23 protein-coding genes are annotated in these 23,270 nt (G+C 34.5%); 14 read left to right on the forward strand and 9 right to left on the reverse strand.

The features are described 5' to 3' along the window. Positions 1 to 65: 65 nt before the first annotated feature. A complete protein-coding gene (locus tag ES674_RS06035; protein WP_148403067.1) occupies positions 66 to 728 on the forward strand; it encodes a hypothetical protein in 663 nt (220 codons plus the stop codon). A 5-nt stretch (positions 729 to 733) separates the two neighbouring features. Here ES674_RS06035 and ES674_RS06040 read toward each other — a convergent pair whose 3' ends face one another. Together ES674_RS06040 and ES674_RS06045 are read right to left on the reverse strand one after the other, a co-directional pair. Then, positions 734 to 1,597, reverse strand: coding sequence for a TraB/GumN family protein (locus ES674_RS06040; protein WP_148403068.1), 864 nt, complete (start codon positions 1,595 to 1,597; stop codon positions 734 to 736). A gap of 16 nt (positions 1,598 to 1,613) precedes the next feature. After that, a complete protein-coding gene (locus ES674_RS06045) occupies positions 1,614 to 2,204 on the reverse strand; it encodes an FMN-binding negative transcriptional regulator (protein ID WP_148403069.1) in 591 nt (196 codons plus the stop codon). A gap of 83 nt (positions 2,205 to 2,287) precedes the next feature. Here ES674_RS06045 and radC point away from each other — a divergent pair, with 83 nt between their 5' ends. Genes radC through ES674_RS06065 form a run of 4 tightly spaced genes read left to right on the forward strand, consistent with a single transcriptional unit; the run spans position 2,288 to position 5,817 of the window. Next, positions 2,288 to 2,986 carry a RadC family protein gene (gene radC / locus ES674_RS06050; RefSeq protein ID WP_148403070.1) on the forward strand — a complete coding sequence of 233 codons (699 nt, stop codon included), beginning with the start codon at positions 2,288 to 2,290 and terminating at the stop codon, positions 2,984 to 2,986. After that, positions 2,986 to 4,287 carry a polysaccharide deacetylase family protein gene (locus tag ES674_RS06055; protein ID WP_148403071.1) on the forward strand — a complete coding sequence of 434 codons (1,302 nt, stop codon included), beginning with the start codon at positions 2,986 to 2,988 and terminating at the stop codon, positions 4,285 to 4,287. The genes radC and ES674_RS06055 overlap by 1 nt, the downstream gene beginning before the upstream one ends. After that, complete coding sequence (locus tag ES674_RS06060) at positions 4,277 to 4,966, forward strand: YjjG family noncanonical pyrimidine nucleotidase (RefSeq protein ID WP_148403652.1); 690 nt, start codon at positions 4,277 to 4,279, stop codon at positions 4,964 to 4,966. The genes ES674_RS06055 and ES674_RS06060 overlap by 11 nt, the downstream gene beginning before the upstream one ends. A gap of 38 nt (positions 4,967 to 5,004) precedes the next feature. Continuing rightward, complete coding sequence (locus ES674_RS06065) at positions 5,005 to 5,817, forward strand: hypothetical protein (RefSeq protein ID WP_148403072.1); 813 nt, start codon at positions 5,005 to 5,007, stop codon at positions 5,815 to 5,817. Here ES674_RS06065 and ES674_RS06070 read toward each other — a convergent pair. After that, on the reverse strand, positions 5,814 to 7,091 hold the full coding sequence (locus tag ES674_RS06070) for a replication-associated recombination protein A (RefSeq protein ID WP_148403073.1): 1,278 nt from the start codon (positions 7,089 to 7,091) through the stop codon (positions 5,814 to 5,816). The two genes, ES674_RS06065 and ES674_RS06070, sit on opposite strands and share 4 nt — an antisense overlap. A 142-nt stretch (positions 7,092 to 7,233) precedes the next feature. Here ES674_RS06070 and ES674_RS06075 point away from each other — a divergent pair, with 142 nt between their 5' ends. Then, positions 7,234 to 7,995: a rhomboid family intramembrane serine protease gene (locus ES674_RS06075; RefSeq protein WP_148403074.1), complete on the forward strand. Its 762-nt coding sequence runs from the start codon at positions 7,234 to 7,236 to the stop codon at positions 7,993 to 7,995. On the opposite strand, the gene rlmB is transcribed toward ES674_RS06075, so the two are convergent. The 6 genes from rlmB to ES674_RS06105 form a co-directional block, all read right to left on the reverse strand. Beyond that, positions 7,987 to 8,724 (reverse strand): 23S rRNA (guanosine(2251)-2'-O)-methyltransferase RlmB, encoded by a 738-nt coding sequence (gene rlmB / locus ES674_RS06080; protein ID WP_148403075.1) that lies wholly within the window; start codon positions 8,722 to 8,724, stop codon positions 7,987 to 7,989. The genes ES674_RS06075 and rlmB overlap by 9 nt on opposite strands. 65 nt (positions 8,725 to 8,789) lie before the next feature. Then, complete coding sequence (locus ES674_RS06085; RefSeq protein WP_148403076.1) at positions 8,790 to 9,854, reverse strand: hypothetical protein; 1,065 nt, start codon at positions 9,852 to 9,854, stop codon at positions 8,790 to 8,792. 28 nt (positions 9,855 to 9,882) lie between these two features. Continuing rightward, on the reverse strand, positions 9,883 to 10,779 hold the full coding sequence (locus ES674_RS06090; protein WP_148403077.1) for a hypothetical protein: 897 nt from the start codon (positions 10,777 to 10,779) through the stop codon (positions 9,883 to 9,885). A gap of 18 nt (positions 10,780 to 10,797) precedes the next feature. Then, positions 10,798 to 12,282: a SusD/RagB family nutrient-binding outer membrane lipoprotein gene (locus ES674_RS06095; protein WP_148403078.1), complete on the reverse strand. Its 1,485-nt coding sequence runs from the start codon at positions 12,280 to 12,282 to the stop codon at positions 10,798 to 10,800. A 9-nt stretch (positions 12,283 to 12,291) separates the two neighbouring features. Next, the gene (locus ES674_RS06100) at positions 12,292 to 15,366 is read right to left on the reverse strand and encodes a SusC/RagA family TonB-linked outer membrane protein (protein WP_148403079.1); all 3,075 of its coding nucleotides are present in this window, start codon (positions 15,364 to 15,366) and stop codon (positions 12,292 to 12,294) included. Positions 15,367 to 15,486: 120 nt separating this feature from the next. Next, positions 15,487 to 17,127, reverse strand: a complete 1,641-nt coding sequence (locus tag ES674_RS06105) for a POTRA domain-containing protein (RefSeq protein ID WP_148403080.1) — start codon at positions 17,125 to 17,127, stop codon at positions 15,487 to 15,489. Positions 17,128 to 17,362: 235 nt separating this feature from the next. Between ES674_RS06105 and rpsL the strand changes: the two genes are divergently transcribed. The 8 genes from rpsL (at position 17,363) to rplB (ending at position 23,269) form a co-directional block, all read left to right on the forward strand. Next, positions 17,363 to 17,737 (forward strand): 30S ribosomal protein S12, encoded by a 375-nt coding sequence (gene rpsL / locus ES674_RS06110; protein ID WP_148403081.1) that lies wholly within the window; start codon positions 17,363 to 17,365, stop codon positions 17,735 to 17,737. 23 nt (positions 17,738 to 17,760) lie between these two features. Further along, positions 17,761 to 18,237 (forward strand): 30S ribosomal protein S7, encoded by a 477-nt coding sequence (rpsG, locus tag ES674_RS06115; protein WP_148403082.1) that lies wholly within the window; start codon positions 17,761 to 17,763, stop codon positions 18,235 to 18,237. 3 nt (positions 18,238 to 18,240) lie between these two features. Beyond that, entirely contained in the window at positions 18,241 to 20,367 is a 2,127-nt protein-coding gene (gene fusA, locus ES674_RS06120; RefSeq protein ID WP_148403083.1) for an elongation factor G, read from the forward strand. A gap of 11 nt (positions 20,368 to 20,378) precedes the next feature. Next, entirely contained in the window at positions 20,379 to 20,684 is a 306-nt protein-coding gene (rpsJ, locus tag ES674_RS06125) for a 30S ribosomal protein S10 (protein WP_010181931.1), read from the forward strand. A gap of 196 nt (positions 20,685 to 20,880) precedes the next feature. Next, on the forward strand, positions 20,881 to 21,498 hold the full coding sequence (gene rplC / locus ES674_RS06130; protein ID WP_148403084.1) for a 50S ribosomal protein L3: 618 nt from the start codon (positions 20,881 to 20,883) through the stop codon (positions 21,496 to 21,498). Further along, a complete protein-coding gene (rplD, locus tag ES674_RS06135; RefSeq protein WP_148403085.1) occupies positions 21,498 to 22,127 on the forward strand; it encodes a 50S ribosomal protein L4 in 630 nt (209 codons plus the stop codon). Before rplC ends, rplD begins: the two co-directional genes overlap by 1 nt. A gap of 7 nt (positions 22,128 to 22,134) precedes the next feature. Continuing rightward, on the forward strand, positions 22,135 to 22,425 hold the full coding sequence (rplW, locus tag ES674_RS06140) for a 50S ribosomal protein L23 (RefSeq protein ID WP_066252504.1): 291 nt from the start codon (positions 22,135 to 22,137) through the stop codon (positions 22,423 to 22,425). 16 nt (positions 22,426 to 22,441) lie between these two features. Next, positions 22,442 to 23,269 carry a 50S ribosomal protein L2 gene (gene rplB, locus ES674_RS06145; RefSeq protein ID WP_148403086.1) on the forward strand — a complete coding sequence of 276 codons (828 nt, stop codon included), beginning with the start codon at positions 22,442 to 22,444 and terminating at the stop codon, positions 23,267 to 23,269. Position 23,270 lies beyond the last annotated feature (1 nt).

Consider the following 23,270-nt stretch of genomic DNA (forward strand, 5'->3'; position numbering starts at 1 on the left):
CATGTAAACCAATTAATAACATCGATTTTAATTGGCCTGTACTAACCATCTAATATGTATAAAAAATGATACGTAATCTTCTAATTATTTTTATTTTAACAATAACGTATTCCTGCTCTTCAGATGATACCAATGTAGAACCAAGCATAGTGCCTGATGAAAATGAACAAGTTGATCCTGGTTTTTATGCCCTTCAAGTAGGCAATTCGTGGACTTATAAAAACTACAAACGTAATATTAATACGGAAGCTTATGATGACACGGGTGTGATAGACTCCGTGAGCATTGTTGGGACACAAGAATTTAATGGGAGTACCTATTTTAAATTTAGAAGAAATACTATCGGGAATGAGGCAAACATTACTTTTTGTAATCCTAACGGCGAACATTTTGAATATTTAAGAGATTCGCTTGGCAATCTTGTGAATGAGCTTGGTGCTGTTAAATTCACCAATTCAAATTATAGCGAACGCCTTTTAAATACGGATTCTTGGGGAACTACTTATGAAACTTTAAATGCAGATGAAGCATCAATCACTGTGGAAGCCGGAGCATTTGATTGCGTGTTTTCACAACGATATGCAAAATCAACAGAAGGTGAACAATTTCCTGGTTTAGATCATTTCTATTATGCGGAAGGAATTGGACTTATTTATGATACGACCTCATTTATTTCAACGGCTCATCATAGCATTGAGCGCCGATTAGATACTTATTTTGTTCAATAAATAAGCTAATCTCGAGAAGTTAACATAACAGATTCTACCAAAAAGCCTTGCTGTTTTAATTGTTCTAATAATCCGCAGCTGTTTCGTAAATGCGCGTAGCCAACGGCAATAAAACAGTTGTTTGTTTTTAGCAATTCAGGCAAGACGGCTAACCAGTTTTCATTTCGCTCTTTTATTAGAATACTTTCATCACATGGTTCATTAAAGCCATAGTCTAATTCAAATTTTCGGTATTTTTTGGCAAGTGCACAGTAATCTACAGAGGGATTTTTAAGGGTAAGCAGATCAATGAGTTCTGAAATTACTTTTCGTTCTTGTTTCCAATTCGGATTTTTATTTTCTTTTGATATCAACTTCAATTGTAAACTATCGGTTTCTAATCCTAAAACGCTAATATTGTGCGCTTTAGCAATGTGTAGTAAATAGTTATCAAAATGATCCCAAGTGTCTGTTGGTTTGACCGTTTCACATATAATTTTCTGAAATTCTTGCTGCAATTTCCAACGTAGTTCTATAGGTTGTAACTTATAAATGTCCACTTTCCAATTAGTGGTAATAGCTTGAAGTTTTTGTAAATCGCGTTTATTAAAATTTTTGTCAATGGCATTTGTCGCATCTCTAGCGTCAATAATTTCACGCGTACTATCAGCGTCATCAATAGACTCAAAGATTGCTAAATCTGATTTTAATATGGCTTCTTGAATTTGTGGAATACTATCTACAAAAGAATTACCAAACTGATGAAATGTTCCTACTATATAAGATGTTTTGTTATTGATAGTATCGCTTACTTTCCAAAGAATCGTGTTTTGGGCTCCCGCAAATAGACTTGAAAATACAAGCGTAAGTAGTAGTAGGTTTTTTTTCATAAGGAGTTTACTAAAATTATAATATAGTATTTAAAAAGTCAGATAAATGTACCTGATTTCGTTGGATTAATTCATTTTTTGCTAACTCAAAATCTTCGGGATTTCTGTTTTGAGACATTTTAAATTTTCCCTCCCAATCTGTAATATTAATTTTAAAGCCCTTCACAAAAGGTATATATTTTTCCATATCAGGGTCATTATGGTTTAAGCGGTATTTATGGTCTGGTTGCTCCAAAAACTCTGTCATTTCTACCATACTTTGCTTGATACTTTCAGTATCTTTAATTTCAGAAACAATACCTTTTAAATGAACAGAAATATAATTCCAGGTTGGCAATTGTTTGGTTTTATAAATGCTGGGTGAAATATAACACTGCGGTCCAGAAAAAATAAGCGTTACTTTGTTATTGTTTTTAAGTAATTCTGCATGCGGATTATTCTGATCTAAATGTCCAACCAATTCATTGTTTTTATAAATTAGAGGCAGATGTGTAATAATAGGTTCGTTATTTAAAACCGATATAACGGTAGCTAAAGGATAGGTTTTAATAACCTGAATCATATTATTCTTATTCGTATCTTGATGGTGTTTGGATGGATAGCTCAAAATAGGGATCCAGATATCTCTGGAAATATGTTTTAAGTTGATAATTAATGACTGTTGAAATTTACAATATTTATCTTTAAACTATGAGTGAAAAAGAATCTTCATTTTCCATTAAAAATTGGTCTCAAGATGATCAACCACGCGAAAAATTGCGCGATAAAGGTAAAGCCGTTTTAAGTGATGCGGAATTAGTAGCCATCATCATTGGATCCGGAAGTCGAAATGAAAGCGCTTTAGATTTATCTAAACGTATTTTAGCCAGTGTGGATAATAACTTAAATCAATTAGGTAAATTAAGTTTAACGCAGCTTATGGCGTTTAAAGGAATAGGTGAAGCCAAAGCTATTTCTATTGCAGCTGCCATGGAATTAGGTAGAAGGCGTAGGGGAGAAGAAGCCTTGGAACGGAAACAAATTTCTTCTAGTTCGTCCGTTTTCGAACTTATGCAGCCTATAATTGGAGAACTTCCACATGAAGAATTTTGGATTATTTATTTAAATAATTCCAACAAGGTTATTCAAAAGCAACAATTAAGCAAAGGTGGAATCACCGGTACGTTGGTAGATGTGAGATTAGTGCTTAAAACGGCTTTAGAATTTGGTGCCGTCGGCCTTATTTTGGCTCATAACCATCCTTCCGGTACCTTAAAACCCAGTGAAGCGGATAAGCAAATTACTCAAAAACTAAAAAAAGCGGGTGAAAGTTTAGATATTAAAGTTTTAGACCACATTATAGTAACGGAAAAGGCTTATTTTAGCTTTGCCGACGATAATTTACTTTAATGATCCTCATATACACGCACAACATTACGCCCAGAATTAAATACGCTTTTAAGCACATTTTTACGCGCGTTTTACAAATTCCTGTTTCTTTTACAACAACTGTTGAAGATTTTATTTCGCATCATTCATTAAAAATATCCTATACCAAACAACCTCTAGGCAATGAATTGTTTATAAAAAGCAACGATTTAATGTTTGAGCAAGGCTTATCGGATGTAGAGGTTCAAGTACACGATTGGGAAGAGACCAAATGCTTTTTTACCACCAACGAGAAAAGTTGCATTCCATATGATTTGTTTGCCGCTACTTTTTATATGTTAAGTCGGTATGAAGAATATCTACCACATGTAAAGGATGAATATGGCCGGTTTACCGCTGGCGAAAGTTTAGCTTATGCACATGGTTTCTTGCACCAACCTGTTGTAGATATTTGGGCTTATAAATTCAAAAAAATTCTAGAAAAACAGTTTCCCGATTTTATATTTCCAACGAGAACATTTTCAGTAAAACCAATAATAGACGTACCATCAGCATATAGTTTTAAGGCTAAAGGTATGATGCGAACCGTTGGCGGAACACTTAAGGATATTTTAGGTTTAAAATTTCATAGAATATACACGCGGTACATGGTTTTGTTGGGACTAAAGCATGATCCAGATGATACTTTTAAATATATAATTAACAGACAAAAACATTATAAAACAAAATTTCAATTTTTCTTTTTATTGGGTGATTATTCAACCTATGATAAAGGCGTAAATCCCCAGAAAAAAGAGTTTATATCGCTCATTAAACAAGTAGCAGATTATTGCAATGTGGGTTTAAAAGCGTCCTTTTTTGCTTTAGATAATATAGCGCTTTTAAGGAAAGAAAAGAAACGGATGGAATCCATAGTAAACACCTCTCTAGTGGCATCGCGTCAATCTTTTTCAAAACTGAATTTACCTATGTCTTATAGGAATTTGGTGGAGTTAGAAATTTTAGAAGATTATACTATGGGTTATGTCAATCAACTTGGTTTTCGTGCCGGAACGTGTACGCCATTTTTCTTCTATGATTTAGATTTTGAAATACAAACACCTTTAAAAATAACAGGATATCATGTTTTAGATTATACACTTCTAAAACATAATTCCTTACTAGATAAAAAAGAAGCGCTTCAGCGTGTCATTAATCAAGTGAAGGACGTTAATGGTGAATTTGTATCGGTTTTTCACAATTATACCTTTAGTGATATAGAAAGATGGAATGGTTTTAAGGAATTATTTAATATGATATTGGATGCAGGAAATGAAGATTAAAGGGATAACAGATGTTTTTTTCGATTTAGACCACACGCTATGGGATTTTGATAAAAATTCAGCATTAACATTTGATAAAATTTTTAAAACCCATCAAATCTCAATTAATATAGTTGATTTTTTAAAAGTTTATGAACCCATAAATTTAAGGTATTGGAAACTTTATAGAGATGATCAAATTGATAAAGAATCTTTGAGATATAGACGGTTAAAAGAAAGTTTTGACGCCGTTCAAACTTCAGTTTCTGATGAGGTAATTAATAAATTAGCTGAAGATTATATAGTAAGTTTGCCCACTTTCAATCATTTGTTTGAAGGGACTTTAGATTTGTTGGAATATCTAAAACCAAATTATCGTTTACATATAATAACCAATGGTTTTCAAGAAGCGCAAGATAAAAAAATGCAGCAAAGTAAAATTTCTGAATATTTTACTACGGTTACCAATTCGGAATTAGCGGGAGTTAAAAAACCAAACCCCATCATATTTGATTTCGCATTAAATAGTGCCACAACGGTAAAAACGAAAAGTTTAATGATTGGCGATAATATGGAAGCTGATGTTTTGGGTGCTTTGAATTACGGTATGGATGCCATTTGTTTTAACTATCATGGTTCGAAAATTGATGAACACATAAAACAAGTTACAAATTTGCTAGAATTGAAAAGCTATTTGTAATTTTACAGTATATTTATTTGATAATATATAATGGAATCATGATAAAAAAAATCTGCTTACTTTTTGTTTTATACTTTACGTTTCAATCTAGTTTTGCACAAAGCGAATTGGATGCATTTAAATATGTTATTGTGCCAAATTCCTTTGATTTCACCATAGAACCAGATCAATATCAATTAAATACGTTGTCCAAATTTTTATTTCAGAAGGAAGGATTTGAAGTCCTTATGGCTGATGACGCTTTGCCTGAAGATTTAATTAATAATGGCTGCTTGGCTTTATGGGCTGATGTTAGAAATGAATCGAATATGTTTGTTACTAAATTTGTCATTGAACTTAAAAACTGCCGTAAACAGGTTGTTTACACTTCTGGAATGGGGCAGTCTAGAGAAAAGAAATATAAAGTTGCTTATAATTTGGCCTTACGTCAAGCATTTGAATCTTTTAAAACTCTAAATTATAGCTACAAGCCTGAAGGCATTACGGAAACTCAAGTTGTAGTAATGGAGGTTCCTGCTGCCGAAATGAAACCCAGAATTGAGGATGTTAAAACAGAAGTGGAAGCAGTTGAGGCAGAAACGAATTCCGTTCCAAAACCTTCTAAAGTTAGCATTACTGAAATTAAAACCGATAACTCTCAAGTGCTTAAAGCCAAAGCTAATGGTTCAGATTATGAATTGCTGAATGCTAATTCTGAAATTGTGTACACCTTGCTGTTTTCAGGAAAAGAAGAATTTTATATGGTAAAAGACATGCAAGCTACCGTTTACAAAAAAGATGGAAGTTGGGTTATTGCCAAAAAATTGGCGGATGGCACATTAAAAGTTGAAAAATTAAACACCAATTTTTAATAACCATATTTATCTTTCCAACGTTGCTTTAAAAAGTCGCGTTGTGCATTTTCCCTCGGATTATTTCCCGGTTCATAGAATCTTATATTGCTAATTTCTGTTGGTAAGAATTCTTGATTGGCAAAATTGTTTTCGTAATTATGCGCATATTGGTAATTTTCACCATAACCAATTTCCTTCATTAATTTTGTTGGCGCATTTCTTATGGATAATGGCACGCTTAAGTCGCCCGTTTCCCTCACTATTTGCTGTGCTTTACTAATGGCTACATAAGCAGCGTTGCTTTTAGCTGAACACGCTAAATATGTTACACATTGGCTTAAAATAATACGCGACTCGGGATTTCCAATGGTAGAAACAGCTTGAAACGTATTGTTAGCAATCACCAAAGCTGTTGGATTGGCATTGCCAATATCTTCACTGGCAAGAATGAGTAAACGTCTAGCAATAAATTTCACATCTTCGCCACCTTCAATCATGCGTGCTAAATAATAAACGGCAGCATTAGGATCACTTCCACGAATGGATTTTATAAGTGCTGAAATAATATCATAATGTTGTTCACCAGTTTTGTCATATCGTGCGGTATTATTTTGAATGCGCTGCATGACGAGTTCATTGGTAATAACTATATCTTCAGTTTCATGAGAATTAACAATCAACTCAAAAATATTTAATAATTTACGGGCATCACCTCCAGAAATACGCAGCAAAGCCTCGGTTTCTTTAAGCGTAATGTTTTTTTGAGACAAGTAGCTGTCTTTTTCCATGGCGCGCTTTAAAAGCGCTTCTAAATCACTTTTATTGAAGGCATTTAAAATATAAACCTGACAACGGGATAAAAGCGCCGGAATAACTTCAAAACTGGGGTTTTCAGTAGTGGCACCAATTAAGGTAACCCAACCTTTTTCAACAGCTTGTAATAAAGAATCTTGTTGTGATTTGCTAAAACGATGAATTTCATCAATAAACAGAATGGGATTTTTAGTGGTAAATAAACCGCCAGACTGTTTGGCTTTATCTATAACTTCACGAATGTCCTTAACACCAGAATTTATAGCACTCAACGTATAAAAAGGTCTGTTTGATTCTTTGGCAATAATATTCGCCAATGTTGTTTTTCCAATGCCAGGAGGTCCCCATAAAATAAGTGAAGGAATTAACCCTTGTTTAATGTGATTGGTTAATGTGCCATTTGGACCAATTAAATGCGCTTGACTAATATAGTCATCTAATGTTTTGGGGCGTAAACGTTCTGCTAAAGGTTCATTCATAATGCAAATTTAAAATAAATTATAGGTTCTATGGGAACGGTTTTGTACATTTTGCTTATTAATCTGTAAATATGAGTTTTATAGTAAGACTGACAATTTTACATAATTTCAAAAATGGATAGCTATTTGTAAAATAGGATGTATGAAAAACCCAGAGGAGTTTAAATTTTCAAACAGCGTGATTTTAGTTCCCGTGGCATTCACCTTGATTATATGGTCTGTGTTCTGGTTTGAAATTCGTTTTGGCTTCGATTTTACTAATTTTGGTGTTTTTCCTCAAAAACTCTTCGGTTTACGTGGCGTCATATTTAGTCCGTTTATTCATTCTAATATAACGCATCTTTATCATAATTCCATTCCTTTATTCGTGTTGACGGCCGCTCTATTTTATTTCTATAGAAACATGGCTTGGAAAATCTTGATAATGGGTGTTTTATTATCCGGATTACTAACCTGGAGTATTGGAAGGCCTGCCTACCATATTGGTGCCAGTGGTTTGATTTACGTATTAGTAAGCTTTCTTTTTTTTAAAGGAATAATAACAAAACATTTCAGATTGATTGCTTTGTCTTTATTAGTTATATTTCTGTATGGAAGTATGATTTGGTATGTATTACCAATAAAGGAAGGCGTTTCATGGGAAGGCCATTTATCAGGATTAATTGTGGGTTTGGTCTTCGCCTTTTTATTTAAGAAGGATATTCCGAAACCTAATAAATACCATTGGGAACAACCACATTATAAGGAAGAAGACGATCCGTTTTTAAAACATTTTGATGCCGATGGAAACTTTATTGAAAGCCAGCCTGAACCAATAGAATTGGAACCAGAAATAGGGCAGGAGGAACAACAGCCAATGACTATAAATTATATCTTCAAAAAGACGGATGAACCATTAGACTAAACGTTGTCTTACTACTTCATATAAAAACGCACCGCAGGCTACAGAAACATTTAAAGATTCTATAGTTCCTAATATGGGTAATTTCGCTTTATGATCTGCAAGTTTTAATACAGATGGATTAATTCCACGCCCTTCAGATCCCATGATGATGGCACAAGGCACCGTAAAATCAATATCATATAAAGTATCGTTTGTCTTTTCAGTAGCAGCCACAACGGTTATACCTGAAGCTTGTAAATGAAACATGGCATCTTTAATATGATCCACGCGGCAAATAGGCATTTTAAAAACAGCACCAGCGCTTGTTTTAATAGTATCACCATTAATTGGTGCACTTCCTTTTTTCTGAATAATGATACCGTTTACCCCGGTGCATTCGGCTGTGCGAATTATGGCACCAAAATTCCGGACATCACTTAACTGATCTAATAGTAAGAATAGAGGCGTTTTACCAGATTCAATTACATCCATTACTAAATTCTCAATATCATAATAAGCTATTGGCGAAATTTGCGCCACCACACCTTGATGATTACTGGAGGTTAATCTATTTAACTTTTCAACAGGAACATAGGAAGCGTTAATACCTTCCTTTCTAATAAGAGATTCTAAATCTTGTGATAGACTTCCTTGCAAGCCTTTCTGAATAAATATTTTCTCAATAGTCTTGTCGGCTTGAATAGCTTCTATAACTGAATGTAAACCAAAAATAAGTGTGTCGTTTTCCATAAAACAAAGGTATAAAAAAACCGCTTCCAAAGGGAAGCGGTTTTAAAATATAAAATGATTATTTACTATTCTTGAGCAACTAAAGTACCCTCATTATCATAAACTGTGTATTTACCACCTGTTACAACAACTGTTGCAACAACTCTTTCTCCTGAACCAGCTACATCATCACTTACTTCAGTGTAAGAGAAATATAGACTAGGGTAAGAAATACTCGTTTTGAATTTACCAGTTTTAGCAATTTCTATTTCAATAGGAACTGCAAAACTACCAATTAAAGACTCATCATCCTTCAAGGCTAAATCAAACGTCCACATGTCTACTATAACTTGGTATGTTCCATCTGCAAGAACTTCAGTGTTATTTGCGTTAGGTACTGCCGTTCCAGTCATAGCAAGTTCTGGACAATCACCAGTGTATGCAAATACGTTAGCTGCATCTAAAAACATGTCAAAATCAACAACATCACATAAATCTTTAGATTTTGCTAACGTTTGATCATCACTAGGAAAAGCCACTGGTATTGTGTCACCATTTGCGTCTAGCACTGCATTACCATCGTCGTCCAATAGAATATCCTCATGGTTTAGCTTTAAAATCTGATAGTTTTCAGTTTTTGACCAGCTTAAACGTAAGCCCATGTTGTCATCTTCGTAGTTAGCAACATCAAAAGAAATAATGTTATTACCACTAATTAACGCATTACTATTTCTAGTATTAGTTAATCTAAAAGTATACTTTTCAGTACCTTCAACATCTAAATCAACTAAAGAGTTAATTTGGAATGTGTAAGAAGATGCATAAGCAGGAATCTGAACTAAATAACCTGTGCTACCAAAACCGTCATCAGCAGTAGTTTCTGCGTTTGGCTCACTTGGGTCACCCGTGTTAAAATCAGCGTTGTTTCCTCCAGAGATCATTTCTAATTTGAAATCTAAAGTTTCCTTGTAAGGAGTATCTACTGTTAAGGTAACAGTTACACTTTCACCTTCAGTAATCGCACTTTCAGATACATTATCTATAGTTACTAAAGCTTTTGTACGGTACGTGTAATCTGTATCATCATCTTCACACGACGTAAAGCTTGCTAGAACTAAAGCTGAAAGCATTAAATGTTTTATGTATTTCATTTTTTTTAAATTTAATTATTAGTAATGCTTATTGAGGAACTAAAGTATACGTTCTGTTGGAATATACATCTTCTATACCAAACTGTTCGAAAACTAAATTACCGTTAGCTGCTTCATAACCTGGAACACCTTGAATAATTGCGTTAGAGAAAGCCCACTCTGTAAATACTAACTGACCAGCACATGCATAAAAGAATGATGTGTAACCAGCGGCTGCAGACCAACCGAACATACTACTCATTTGGTAGTTTCCAGAACCTAAACTTGTAATTACGAACGTTTGTGGTCCAGTAGCATAGTTGATCGTGTAGTTACCACCTAAATCAGTTCTACATAATTGTAATTTAACAATAGTAGTTTTTAATTGTTCAGCAATAACAACATCCCCTACTGTGGTAATCGTTTTTAAATTTAAAACAAAAAACGTGATTTTACCAGCATCCAATGCATCATTATAAATGTTTGTGTCAATTAAGTCAAACGTTGTGTTAGCAGGAATTGTAGATTCCAACGTCGTATCAACTAAATCAAAATGAGTACCTTCTTCACCTTTAACTACATAATCATAGATTGTTGCAGTTCCAGCTTCTAAAGCTAATCTTTGATCTTTACTTAAAGTAAAAATACTCGTGTAATCCGTTGGAGATAAGTTCAAATCTTCAATGTCACCTAACTCATAGGTTGCAGTAATATTTGCATCCGCTGGTTGTCCATTGTTACCACCTAAAAGGTGAACTGGAACCCCAAAGTTAAAAGTAGCACCGGCATCTTGAACGAAGTTACCTAAAGTAACATCTTCTTTAAAACCAATGATTCTAGATAAGTCCTCATTTTGAGTTGTATTTTCTACCTCGTCATCTACTAAACAAGAGAAGCATAACGCGGAAGCCATGATGGCTGTAAAATAAATTTTTAAATTTTTCATAATTTCTATTTTTTTATATTATTGTGCCCAAAATGGACCAGTAGCAAATACATCAGCACTAACTTGTGCAGGTACGTTTGCAGAGTTTGAAATGTATTCATCTGATGGATACATTAAACGCTTTGGTCTTGTTGAAGATTGAGCGGTTAAAGCTAAAGGAATATCATCTGGGAAACCAGTTCTTGTGAACTCGATATAAGATTCAATAGCATTTACACCATTTGTAGCAATCCATTTTTGTCTCATGATAGCTTCAAACTGATCACTTGGAGTTCCGGTCCATCCAATACCGGCTGGAAGACCATCTGTATCATAACCTGATTCATCAGCACCTAACAATTGGAATGAAGCAGTAACTGCCGCTTCAAAACTTGCTTTTGGATCTCCAGGAATGTAACCTTTTAACTGCGCTTCTGATTGCATTAATAAACTTTCAGCAGCAGTCATTACATAACCATCTTGAGCAGAATTGATTAAAACACCTTCGCCAAGTGGAGATAATCCAGCTGGAGAGTTATCACTATCAGCTCCTTGCTCATGTCCAACAACCACACCACTACCATCATCAGCTTTGTCATATAATCTGTTAAGACGATCATCACCAGTATTAGTTAAGAAGTCTACAGCATATTTAGAAGCTCTATAGAAATTATAACCAGTTGAAGTTGTTTCGTTATTAGAAAAACCAAAAAGGTTATAAAAAGGGTTTTGTTGAGCAGTACTACCATTGGAGTAGCCTGGGTTAATAGCTGCATTATTGTTTAAAAAACCAACAGTTTGTAAGTCAGGAAATTTAGAAGTAATGAAAGCTAAAGATTCAGCATCTCCAGATTCAGCATCTATAGTTTGACGTAATAAAATACGTAATCTTAAAGAGTTACCAAAAGCAATCCAGCTAGACATAGATCCGTTAAAGATGATATCTTCACTTCCTACAGGAATAGTGTTAGCATCAGCAGCATTGATTAAATCAATAGCTTCTGTTACTTGCTTGTATAATTCTTCGTAAACAACACGGTCATTATCATAAGCAGGCGTCAAGTTTTTAATTCCTTGGTGTGCTTCAAAGTAAGGTACATCACCATATAAATCTACTACATATTGCATGTAGAAAGATTTCATGATTTTAGATATAGCCTTGTGGTTGTTATACGCATCTCCTTCATAATCAATGATTGCTTGGAAGTTATAAGTACCTCTATATAATCCTGTAAAGATATCATTGTAGAAGTTGTTGTTAATAGCTAATGAGAATTCTTCAGCGAAGCCACCCGTATATGAATTTACGTTGGCACCCCAGTTGTTCATCATAACATTACCTAGACGGTTCATAGATCTAGCTTGTGTTCTATAAGTATTACTCATAGCACCTGCTAGAATTAAATCCGGTGTCACATCATCAGCAGAAGGTGAATTTGGGTTGTCGTTGACATCCAAATAGTCGCTGCATGATACAGTAATCGCAAGGACTACTAATAATAAAAATTTATATTTCGTTTTCATGTTTATTTATTAAAAAGTTAAATTAAGAGTCATACCGTATGTTCTTGTAATAGGATATTGACCGGTAACACTTAAACCTTGATCGTTACCAGAACTTCTTCCGATTTCTGGATCCGCATAACCTCTGTTTTCAGCAGGTAATACAGTGAAAGGGTTTCTTGCGTTAATACCTAGTCTTAAACTTGTTAATCCTACGTTATCTAACATCTCTTTTGAGAAAGCATAACTTAATGATAATTCTCTTACTTTAAAGGCAGTTGCATCTAATACAAAGTTTTCACTTACACTTCTATACTCATTAGAGAAATAGTTTAGGTAATTAGAATAAGTTGTACCTCCTGTAATAATATTTGTATTTGCTTGGTAAACTGGGTTAGCAGCAGTACCTGTATTGATTGCAGAGTTAGGGAAAATAAATCCTCTACGTCCACCTTCAGCAGATTCTACTAAGTGACCTGACCAAGATAACCAGTCTTTAGTACCAGCCCAAAATTGGTGACCAGTTCTATAATCCATTACAGCAGCAAGTCTAATACCTTTGTAGTTAACAGCTGTATTTAAACCAACTATATAATCAGGGTTAGATTTACCTAAAACTTGGAAACTTCCAGTTTTTAATGGGTTACCAGTTGATGGGTCAATTAATACACGACCTTGATCATCTCTTTGGTAAGCAGTACCTTTAATTAAAGGAAACTCTTCTCCAGCTGTAGCAAAAATACCTACATCATCAAAAGCAGCTAAAGCAACTTCGTTTGATTGATCAGAAATTTTGTCAATGATAGTTTTATCCGTAGCAAAGTTAAGATCTAAATCCCAACGGAAATCTTTTGTTCTAATAGGTGTTAAACCTAAATCTACTTCAAAACCAGTAGTTGTAGAAGAAGCAACGTTAACAGTTGTGTTAGCTAAACCAGAAGTAGCAGAGGTAGTAATACCTGTAACTAAATCCGTGTTTTTAGTTTCGTATACAGAAACATCTAAACGTACTCTATCACCTTTAAAGAAAGCTAAACTAAGGTTTAACTCATAAGACTCAATAAACTCATTCACTAATAATGGATCAGCAATTGTTTGATCTAATACGAAAGAGTTTAAACCTCCAAATGGATATCCAGTTGCCTGGTTTAATGTAGACTGAATTTGGTAAGGCCCAACACGGTCGTTACCTACTTTAGCCCAGTTTCCTGAAACTTTAGCATAATTTAATACACCACCTTTTTTCAAATCTGGGAAAGCGTTTGAAAGTACGAATGATAAACCTACAGATGGATAAAAGAAGTTGTTACGATCTGAAGCTAATCTTGAAGTCCAGTCATTACGTCCTGTTACGGATAAGTATAAGAAATCCTTATAACCTAAATCCACACTTCCTAATAAAGAAAAACGACGGTCTCTCTGAATAGTGTTAAATGTAGTTGGTTTACCTGTAATGTTATCAATGTTATAGTATCCAGGAATAGTTAAGTTACTACCAGATACTTGAGTTGCAGTAAACATGTTATCTTGAATGTTGTTACCTACTAAAGCAGTTAACGAAATATCATCAGTTAACATATAGTCAAAATTCACGAAGATATCATTGTAGATATTAGTTTCTTCACTGTTGCTTTGTCCAAATTGAGAAATTGTAGAATGATCTCCACCACCAATACCGATGTTATCAATATATTCGTTAGTGTAATTTCTGGTGTAAGACTTGAAGTTACGAACACTTGAGTTCATTACAACATTAATGTTGTCATTAATGTCGTACTTAACATTCATAACACCATTCATTCTAGTAGTATTACTAGCATTTCTAATGTTATCTCTCATCCAATATGGACTTCTGTAATATGCAGTCCAGTGACCTTCGTTTCCAGAGTTAGCAAATTGTGCAACAGGAACGTTAGACGCTGTTTGTAATAATTCAGTAAATAAGTTTGAAGTTGTAGTTTTAACAGAAGATGTGTTATACAATACGTTACCACCTACATTCCACTTACCTAATTGTTTTCCAGCTTTAAATAAAACAGTAGTTCTGTTTAATTCATCACCTTCAACAACGAATTCAGTTTGTTGGTTGTTAACAGAAAGTAAAACGTTTCCTGTTTTATCTCCAGAAGAAAGCGTAACACCATTTTGTAAAATAGTACCAGTCTTAAAGAATTCTTTGATGTTATCACTATCACCCGTGTAAGGCGCCATGATATAACTTCCATCAGCTTGAGGTAAACCTACAGGCTGCATAGTTCCATCAAATTCTGGACCCCAACCACCATTCTCGTAAGATGTGTGAACACCATCCCAACCTTGACCGTACTTAGTCTGACGCTCAGGAACAAATGCTACATCTTCAAAAGAGATAGATGAGTTAATAGATACTTCAATTTTTTCGCTTGCAGATCCACTTTTAGTTGTTACGATGATAACACCGTTAGAACCTTGAGAACCATATAAAGCACTACCACCCGCACCTTTAATTACGTTGGTAGAAGCAATGATTTCTGGAGCTAAGTTAGCTAAAGTATTTGCACTAGAGATTACACCATCAATAACAATCAACGCTTGGTTGTTACCTGTTAATGAACGGCTACCTCTTAATACAATTCTAGTTGTTTGATCAACACCATTATTCGTAGTGTTAATTTTTAAACCAGATACTTTACCTGTTAAACTCTGTACAGCATTCGGGTTAGCTGCTTGCGTCAGTTCTTCAGCGTCTACTACTTTCGTAGCGGCTGTTAACTGACCTGCAGTTCTTTCCACACCTAAAGCTGTAATAATTACCTCTTCAAGGGCTTCACTGTCCACTTCCATTGCAAAGCTAATTTTGTTGGATGTACCAACAGTCATTTCTTTTGTTGTGTAACCAATGAAGGAATAAGCTAATACAGCACCAGTACTCGCATTAATGGCGTAATTACCATCGAAATCCGATTGTGTTCCAGTTGTAGTACCTTTTACAATAATATTAACTCCGGGAAGAGGTAATCCGTTTTCATCGGAAATCGTTCCTGAAATTGTCTTTTCTTGCGCAAACGTAAGTTGCACAACAAACGCTAGAAACAGCGTTAAAATTCCACTAAACTTTGTTTTCATTTTATATTTTATTTGAATTAGTCTACGCCAAAAATCATAATAAAAAGTTAATTAAACAATAAATAAGGGTTAAAATTTCAAATTATTTTAAAAAGCTTCCCAATTTATCTACTATTAACGCTAAAATAGTGCTGATAAACTGAGGTGTATTTTGGAATTCGAAAATTGGAAAGTTTGATTTTCGCTTTTACCATTGGCATAGTTAAAGCGCAACAGGCCTGCTTTGGTCTCTAATCCGAATCCAAAACCAAAGCTATATAACTTCTCTTTTTGATCAATTATTTGGTTCTCAAAATAGGCTATATCAATAATGGAATGAATGTATAAAATAGGACTCAGAGCATATCGGTATTCTGTTGCCAAAAGCGTGTAAAAAGTAGCATTTAAACTATTTTCTTCAAAACCTCTAATAGAATTAATACCTCCAAACCGCGATAATTCATTTTCTAAATAGCTATTGGAAAATAAGCCGAAACTAGCGGTTTTTAGATAAATACTGTTGGTAACGTTCAAGTTGAATATTTTAAATGCGTTCAGATAATATTGTACTTGTCTATCCTTTGTGGTTTTTATAGTTCTATTTCCTAAACCTGTTTCAAATAGTATCTGGGCATTGCGCTTAAAAAGGCGTTCATTTTTCAAACGGTTAATAAATTGATAACCTATGTTGTAAAAAGTGGATTGATAATCCTTTATAAACGGATTTAAATTAGCCGTACTTAAAAGATTATTGGATTTGATGGATTTTAACCCCAACGAAAACTGATTTTTAGAATTTAATTGGTAGGTCACTTTCGCCGCTTGATATGCCGTTGTAAAAGAGGAGTCTTTTTTGAAAATGTCCAACTCCAATTCTGTTCCAATAGGTGAATTGAATAAATAGGGTAATTTAATTTGAGCGTTGAAGGATTTTTGTTCGCTTTCATCACTTCGGTATGCTAGTGATAAGGATTCGCCATAATTTAAGTTATTGGTCAATTCTAAATTCAAATAACCTGTAAGTTCTAGCTTACTTGTTTCTTCATTGGTGCCAAAACCTAAAAAGCCATCAAAGGTATTGCTTTTGGTTTTTTCTATGTATACATATAATATGGTAGAATCTTTACTGAATAATATTTCCGGTTCTTTAATTTGATTAGCAAATGGTAGTTCTTGTAATAAATTGGTTTGCTGTTTCACTTCGGATAAGTTAATAGTTTTACCCGTTTTAAGTTTTAAGTAATATTTTAAATAAGATTTCGGAAATTTCTCATAGCCTTTAACTAAAATTTTGTCAACATAACGTTTGCTGTCTTGGCCTGAAATTATAAGATTTGCAGTTAAGTTATGATTATCTGCTTTTGTTATATTTTGAAGTTGAGCGGTGTTGAATGGGAAACCTTGGTCAGATATTTTTTGATTTATAAACTTGAGGGTTTGTTCCACTTCTTTAAATGGTAAAGTGAAATACGTGTTACTATCATGAATCCGCAATTGTCTTAACGCGGTTGGCGGTAATTTCTTAGTATCATAATAAATTCGAATATTTTTATAAGGTTGTCCTAAAGTAGCAGCTACATGAAATACAGAATCATTTTCTTTTTCTAAATTATTCCAATGGGCATCCAAATACCCCAATTTGTATAATTTGCTTTTTACACTATCTACTTCTTGTTTTAAAGCGCTATAATCCGAATGGCGTTTAAAATAATTTATAGAATCTAGAACATTGGGTTGTTTTGATATAGAGTCCTCTATTTTTAAATAGAAATTTTGTGCCATCAAATCGGTTGATGAACTAGCGTATATTATGAGGAGAAAAATTAAAAATTTCTGCACGCTTGTTTTTTGGTGTTAGAACTGTAAAACTAACGCAAAAAGAACTGTTTTGATATAAATTTAGTGTTGATTTTTAATTTCTATTGAAAATTAATGGATTATGATTTGAAAAATAAAAATTTATTTCTACCTTTGCAGCCCTCAAATGAGAGGTTAAACATAAATTATATAGAAATATATGCCAACAATTTCACAATTAGTAAGACAAGGAAGAACCAAAATAACCAAGAAGAGTAAATCGGTTGCTTTAGATTCGTGTCCACAAAGACGTGGAGTATGTACGCGTGTTTATACTACTACACCTAAAAAACCTAACTCTGCGATGCGTAAAGTTGCAAGGGTAAGGTTAACAAATGGTAAAGAAGTAAACGCTTATATTCCAGGAGAAGGACACAATTTACAAGAGCACTCGATAGTATTGGTTAGAGGTGGAAGGGTAAAAGATTTACCAGGAGTTAGATATCACATTGTACGTGGTGCCTTAGACACAGCAGGTGTTGCAGGTAGAACGCAACGTAGATCTAAGTATGGTGCTAAACGCCCTAAGAAGTAATTAAAAAACTTTAAGAAGAAGACATGAGAAAAAAAGCAGCAAAAAAGAGACCTCTTTTGCCAGATCCACGTTTTAACGATCAGTTAGTAACTAGATTCGTAAACATGATGATGTGGGATGGTAAAAAGTCAGTAGCTTTTAAAGTATTTTACGATGCAATTGATATCGTAGGAGAAAAGAAAACAGATGAGGAGAAAACAGCTTTAGAGTTGTGGAAAGATGCTTTGTCTAATGTGATGCCTCACGTAGAAGTGCGTAGTCGTCGTGTTGGTGGTGCAACATTCCAAATTCCAATGCAAATTCGTCCAGATCGTAAAGTTTCTACAGCAATGAAATGGTTAATTACCTATTCACGTAAGAGAAACGAAAAATCTATGGCACAACGTTTAGCATCAGAAATTTTAGCAGCAGCTAAAGAAGAAGGCGCGGCGGTTAAAAAACGTGTTGACACGCATAAGATGGCAGAAGCGAATAAAGCATTCTCACACTTTAGATTTTAACATATGGCTAGAGATTTAAGATTAACAAGAAATATCGGAATTGCTGCTCATATTGATGCTGGTAAAACAACGACAACAGAGCGTATTCTTTTTTATACAGGTGTTAACCATAAAATGGGTGAAACACACCAGGGTTCTTCTACAATGGACTGGATGGAGCAAGAAGCAGAAAGAGGTATTACAATTACGTCTGCTGCAACAACTTGTGACTGGGTTTTTCCTATGGAAAACGCGGAGCCTACTGCAGATGCACAAAGTTATCACTTTAACATTATTGACACACCAGGTCACGTAGATTTTACCGTAGAGGTAAACCGTTCATTACGTGTTCTTGATGGTTTAGTTTTCTTATTTAGTGCAGTGGACGGTGTTGAGCCACAATCTGAAACTAACTGGAGACTTGCAGATAACTATAAAGTGCCTAGAATTGGTTTCGTTAATAAAATGGACCGTCAAGGATCTGATTTTATGATGGTTTGTAAGCAAGTTAAGGAAATGTTAGGTTCCAATGCGGTGCCAATTGTTTTAAATATTGGGGATGAAGAAAACTTCAAAGGTATTGTAGATTTAGTAAAGAATAGAGCTATCGTATGGCATGATGAAAATTATGGGGCTACTTTTGATGTAGTAGAGATTCCAGAAGATATGAAAGAGGAAGTACGTAAATATCGTGCTTTATTGATTGAAGAAGTTGCAAGTTACGACGAGAATCTTCTTGAGAAATTCATGGAAGACGAAAACTCTATTACAGAAGATGAAGTACATGCTGCTTTAAGAGCTGCTGTTATGGATATGGCAATCATTCCTATGGTTTGTGGTTCATCATTCAAAAATAAAGGTGTTCAGTTTTTATTAGATGCTGTTTGTCGTTATTTACCTTCTCCTATGGATAGAGAAAGTGTAATAGGCGTTAATCCAGATACAGATAAAGAAGAAAAACGTAGACCAGATGTTAAGGAGCCTTTTGCTGCTTTAGCCTTTAAAATTGCAACAGATCCTTTTGTGGGTCGTTTAGCATTTTTTCGTGCGTATTCAGGTCGTTTAGATGCTGGTTCGTATATCTTGAACAACCGTTCAGGGAAGAAGGAGCGTATTTCACGTATCTACCAAATGCATGCTAACAAACAAATTGCTATTGATTATATCGAAGCAGGTGATATTGGAGCAGCAGTTGGATTTAAAGATATTAAGACTGGTGATACCATGTCTGATGAAAAACATCCAATTGTTTTAGAATCTATGGACTTCCCAGACCCAGTAATTGGTATTGCGGTTGAACCAAAAACGAAAGCAGATGTTGATAAATTAGGTATGGCTTTAGCTAAATTAGCTGAAGAAGATCCAACGTTTACAGCTAGAACTGATGAAAATTCAGGTCAAACAATTATATCAGGAATGGGTGAGCTTCACTTAGATATTATTGTAGATCGTTTACGTCGTGAATTCAAAGTAGAGGTGAACCAAGGTGAGCCACAAGTAGAATATAAAGAAGCCATTACGGCTGCAGCTGATCATAGAGAAGTTTATAAGAAACAATCTGGTGGTCGTGGTAAATTTGCTGATATCGTATTTACGGTTGAACCAGCAGATCCAGGTGTAGTAGGTCTTCAATTTGAGTCTGTAATTAAAGGTGGTAACGTTCCTAAAGAATTTATCCCTTCAATTGAAAAAGGATTTAAAATGGCCATGGTTAATGGACCTTTAGCTGGTTATGAAATTGATTCAATGAAAGTAACATTGAGAGATGGGTCTTACCATGATGTGGATTCGGATCAATTATCATTCGAATTAGCGGCTAAAATAGGATTTAGAAATTGCGCAAAAGCGGCTAAAGCTGTTATAATGGAGCCAATCATGAAGCTTGAGGTAATTACTCCTGAAGAAAACATGGGTGACATTGTAGGAGATTTAAACCGTCGTCGTGGACAAATGAGTGATATGGGAGATAGAGCAGGTGCAAAAACTGTAAAAGCTACTGTACCTTTATCAGAAATGTTCGGTTATGTAACAACATTAAGAACATTGTCTTCAGGACGTGCAACATCAACAATGGAATTTTCACACTATGCTGAAACGCCTTCTAATATTTCAGAAGAAGTTATAAAAGCTGCTAAAGGTATCGAATCGTAAATCTTAAGAAAATGAGTCAAAAAATTAGAATAAAATTAAAGTCTTACGATCATAATTTAGTAGATAAGTCTGCTGAGAAGATTGTAAAAACAGTTAAAAGTACAGGTGCAGTAGTAACGGGACCAATTCCATTACCAACTCACAAGAAAATTTTCACTGTATTACGTTCACCACACGTTAACAAGAAGTCAAGAGAACAATTTCAATTAAGCTCTTATAAGCGTTTATTAGATATTTACTCGTCTTCTTCAAAAACAATTGACGCTCTAATGAAGTTAGAGTTGCCAAGTGGTGTAGAAGTAGAGATCAAAGTTTAGTTATAAACTTACATGTCCTTAACGATTGGTTAAGGAAAAACGGAAAATTACAATTCAAGGCTGAAATGTATTTTTCAGCCTTAATTCTTTTAGGAACAAAAATACTTGTTCTAAAAAACGGTTTAGTCGCGACTAAATCATACAAAAAACAAGCAGGACAAATCGCGAGTTGTCCATAATATAATAAAGATAAATTATGTCTGGGTTAATTGGAAAAAAAATCGGTATGACCAGCATCTTCGATGAAAATGGAAAAAACATTCCATGTACAGTAATCGAAGCTGGACCATGTATCGTTACCCAAGTCAGAACTGAAGAAGTTGACGGTTATAATGCTGTACAACTTGGTTTCGATGACGCGACAGAAAAAAGCGCTACTAAAGCTGACTTAGGTCATGCTAAAAAAGCAGGAACTTCTGTAAAACGCAAGATCGTTGAATTCAAAGGTTTTGATAAGGAGTACAAATTAGGTGATGCTATCACTGTTGAACATTTTATGGAAGGTGAGTTCGTAGATATCTCTGGAACATCTAAAGGTAAAGGATTTCAAGGTGTTGTAAAACGTCATGGTTTTGCTGGTGTAGGTCAAGCGACTCACGGTCAGCATAACCGATTAAGAGCTCCAGGTTCTATTGGTGCGGCTTCATATCCTGCAAGAGTATTTAAAGGAATGAAGATGGCTGGAAGAATGGGAACTGATCAAGTAAAAGTTGAAAATTTAAGAGTTTTAAAAGTAGTTGCTGAAAAGAATCTACTTGTTGTTAAAGGATGTGTTCCTGGACATAAAAACGCTTATGTAATTATTAGAAAATAATGAAAGTAGCAGTTTTAGATATAAACGGAAAAGACACAGGAAGACAAGTTGACTTGTCAAATGATGTGTTTGCTATTGAGCCTAATAATCATGCAGTTTATTTGGATGTTAAACAATATTTAGCTAACCAAAGACAAGGGACTCATAAAGCAAAAGAGCGTGCAGAAATTTCTGGAAGTACACGTAAGATAAAAAAACAAAAAGGAACTGGTACTGCTCGTGCGGGTAGTATTAAGTCTGGAGTTTTTAAAGGTGGTGGACGTATGTTCGGACCAAGACCTAGAAGCTATAGCTTTAAATTAAACAAAAACGTGAAAAGATTGGCTCGTAAATCTGCTTTAACAATGAAAGCAAATGAGAAGTCAATTGTAGTTTTAGAAGACATAAGTTTTGAGTCTCCAAAGACAAAAAATTTCACGGCAGTTTTAAAAGCATTAGACCTAGTAAACAAAAAATCTCTCTTTGTGTTGGGTGGTTCAAATAATAATGTATATTTGTCCTCACGTAATTTAAAAGGCTCTGAAGTTATAACTAGTTCAGAAATAAGCACTTACAAGATTTTAAATGCAAATCGAGTTGTGCTCTTTGAGAGTTCTTTAGAAGGAATTGAATCGAATTTAAGTAAATAAGAAACAGATGAACATCTTAATTAAACCTATAATCACGGAAAAAGCGACTGCAAATAGCGAGTTAAGAAACTGCTATACATTCGCGGTGAATACGAAGGCGAACAAGGTAGAAATCAAAAAAGCGGTGGAAGCTGCTTATGGCGTTTCTGTTGAAAAAGTTCGTACTATTAATGTCCGTCCAGATAGAAGTACCAAGTTTACAAAAACAGGTATTCAACATGGTAAAACAAATGCTGTTAAAAAGGCAATTGTACAACTGGCGGAAGGTGAAATGATTGATTTATACAGTAACATGTAATTAAAGACAAAAAAAAATGTCAGTAAGAAAATTAAAACCAATCACACCAGGACAGCGATTTAGAGTAGTAAATGGGTATGACGCCATTACTACTGATAAGCCGGAGAAAAGTCTATTAGCTCCGAAAAAAAGGTCTGGTGGTAGAAACAGTCAAGGTAAAATGACTATGCGCTACATAGGTGGTGGTCATAAACAAAGGTATCGTATAATCGATTTCAAACGTAGCAAAACTGGAATTCCAGCTGAAGTTAAGTCTATCGAGTATGATCCAAACAGAACAGCGTTTATTGCGTTGTTAAACTATCAAGATGGTGAGAAAGCATATGTTGTTGCTCAAACTGGCTTACAAGTAGGTCAAACTATCGTTTCAGGAACAAGTAATGTTGCTCCAGAAATTGGTAATGCAATGCCACTTTCTCAAATCCCATTAGGAACTATTATTTCTTGTGTTGAATTACGTCCAGGTCAAGGAGCTGTTATGGCTAGAAGTGCTGGAACATTTGCACAATTAATGGCTAGAGGTGAAAAATTTGCATCTATTAAATTACCATCAGGTGAAACACGTTTAGTGTTAATTACATGTATGGCTACAGTAGGTGTGGTATCTAATTCAGATCATCAATTGTTAGTATCAGGTAAAGCTGGTAGATCAAGATGGCTAGGAAGAAGACCTCGTACAAGACCAGTAGTGATGAACCCAGTCGATCACCCAATGGGTGGTGGTGAAGGTAAATCATCAGGTGGTCATCCACGTTCTAGAAATGGTATACCTGCTAAAGGTTATAGAACCCGTTCTAAAACAAAAGCGAGTAATAAATATATTGTAGAACGTAGAAAGAAATAAT

Source organism: Bizionia myxarmorum, from assembly GCF_008086205.1.
In the GTDB taxonomy this organism is placed as follows: Bacteria; Bacteroidota; Bacteroidia; order Flavobacteriales; family Flavobacteriaceae; genus Algorimicrobium; species Algorimicrobium myxarmorum.

Coding starts and splice junctions, on each gene's coding strand:
- ES674_RS06035 (WP_148403067.1), top strand. CDS start 66: ATGATACGTAATCTTCTAATTATTTTTATTTTAACAATAACGTATTCC.
- ES674_RS06040 (WP_148403068.1), bottom strand. CDS start 1,597: ATGAAAAAAAACCTACTACTACTTACGCTTGTATTTTCAAGTCTATTT.
- radC (WP_148403070.1), top strand. CDS start 2,288: ATGAGTGAAAAAGAATCTTCATTTTCCATTAAAAATTGGTCTCAAGAT.
- ES674_RS06055 (WP_148403071.1), top strand. CDS start 2,986: ATGATCCTCATATACACGCACAACATTACGCCCAGAATTAAATACGCT.
- ES674_RS06060 (WP_148403652.1), top strand. CDS start 4,277: ATGAAGATTAAAGGGATAACAGATGTTTTTTTCGATTTAGACCACACG.
- ES674_RS06065 (WP_148403072.1), top strand. CDS start 5,005: ATGATAAAAAAAATCTGCTTACTTTTTGTTTTATACTTTACGTTTCAA.
- ES674_RS06070 (WP_148403073.1), bottom strand. CDS start 7,091: ATGAATGAACCTTTAGCAGAACGTTTACGCCCCAAAACATTAGATGAC.
- ES674_RS06075 (WP_148403074.1), top strand. CDS start 7,234: ATGAAAAACCCAGAGGAGTTTAAATTTTCAAACAGCGTGATTTTAGTT.
- rlmB (WP_148403075.1), bottom strand. CDS start 8,724: ATGGAAAACGACACACTTATTTTTGGTTTACATTCAGTTATAGAAGCT.
- ES674_RS06085 (WP_148403076.1), bottom strand. CDS start 9,854: ATGAAATACATAAAACATTTAATGCTTTCAGCTTTAGTTCTAGCAAGC.
- ES674_RS06090 (WP_148403077.1), bottom strand. CDS start 10,779: ATGAAAAATTTAAAAATTTATTTTACAGCCATCATGGCTTCCGCGTTA.
- ES674_RS06095 (WP_148403078.1), bottom strand. CDS start 12,282: ATGAAAACGAAATATAAATTTTTATTATTAGTAGTCCTTGCGATTACT.
- ES674_RS06100 (WP_148403079.1), bottom strand. CDS start 15,366: ATGAAAACAAAGTTTAGTGGAATTTTAACGCTGTTTCTAGCGTTTGTT.
- ES674_RS06105 (WP_148403080.1), bottom strand. CDS start 17,127: ATGGCACAAAATTTCTATTTAAAAATAGAGGACTCTATATCAAAACAA.
- rpsL (WP_148403081.1), top strand. CDS start 17,363: ATGCCAACAATTTCACAATTAGTAAGACAAGGAAGAACCAAAATAACC.
- rpsG (WP_148403082.1), top strand. CDS start 17,761: ATGAGAAAAAAAGCAGCAAAAAAGAGACCTCTTTTGCCAGATCCACGT.
- fusA (WP_148403083.1), top strand. CDS start 18,241: ATGGCTAGAGATTTAAGATTAACAAGAAATATCGGAATTGCTGCTCAT.
- rpsJ (WP_010181931.1), top strand. CDS start 20,379: ATGAGTCAAAAAATTAGAATAAAATTAAAGTCTTACGATCATAATTTA.
- rplC (WP_148403084.1), top strand. CDS start 20,881: ATGTCTGGGTTAATTGGAAAAAAAATCGGTATGACCAGCATCTTCGAT.
- rplD (WP_148403085.1), top strand. CDS start 21,498: ATGAAAGTAGCAGTTTTAGATATAAACGGAAAAGACACAGGAAGACAA.
- rplW (WP_066252504.1), top strand. CDS start 22,135: ATGAACATCTTAATTAAACCTATAATCACGGAAAAAGCGACTGCAAAT.
- rplB (WP_148403086.1), top strand. CDS start 22,442: ATGTCAGTAAGAAAATTAAAACCAATCACACCAGGACAGCGATTTAGA.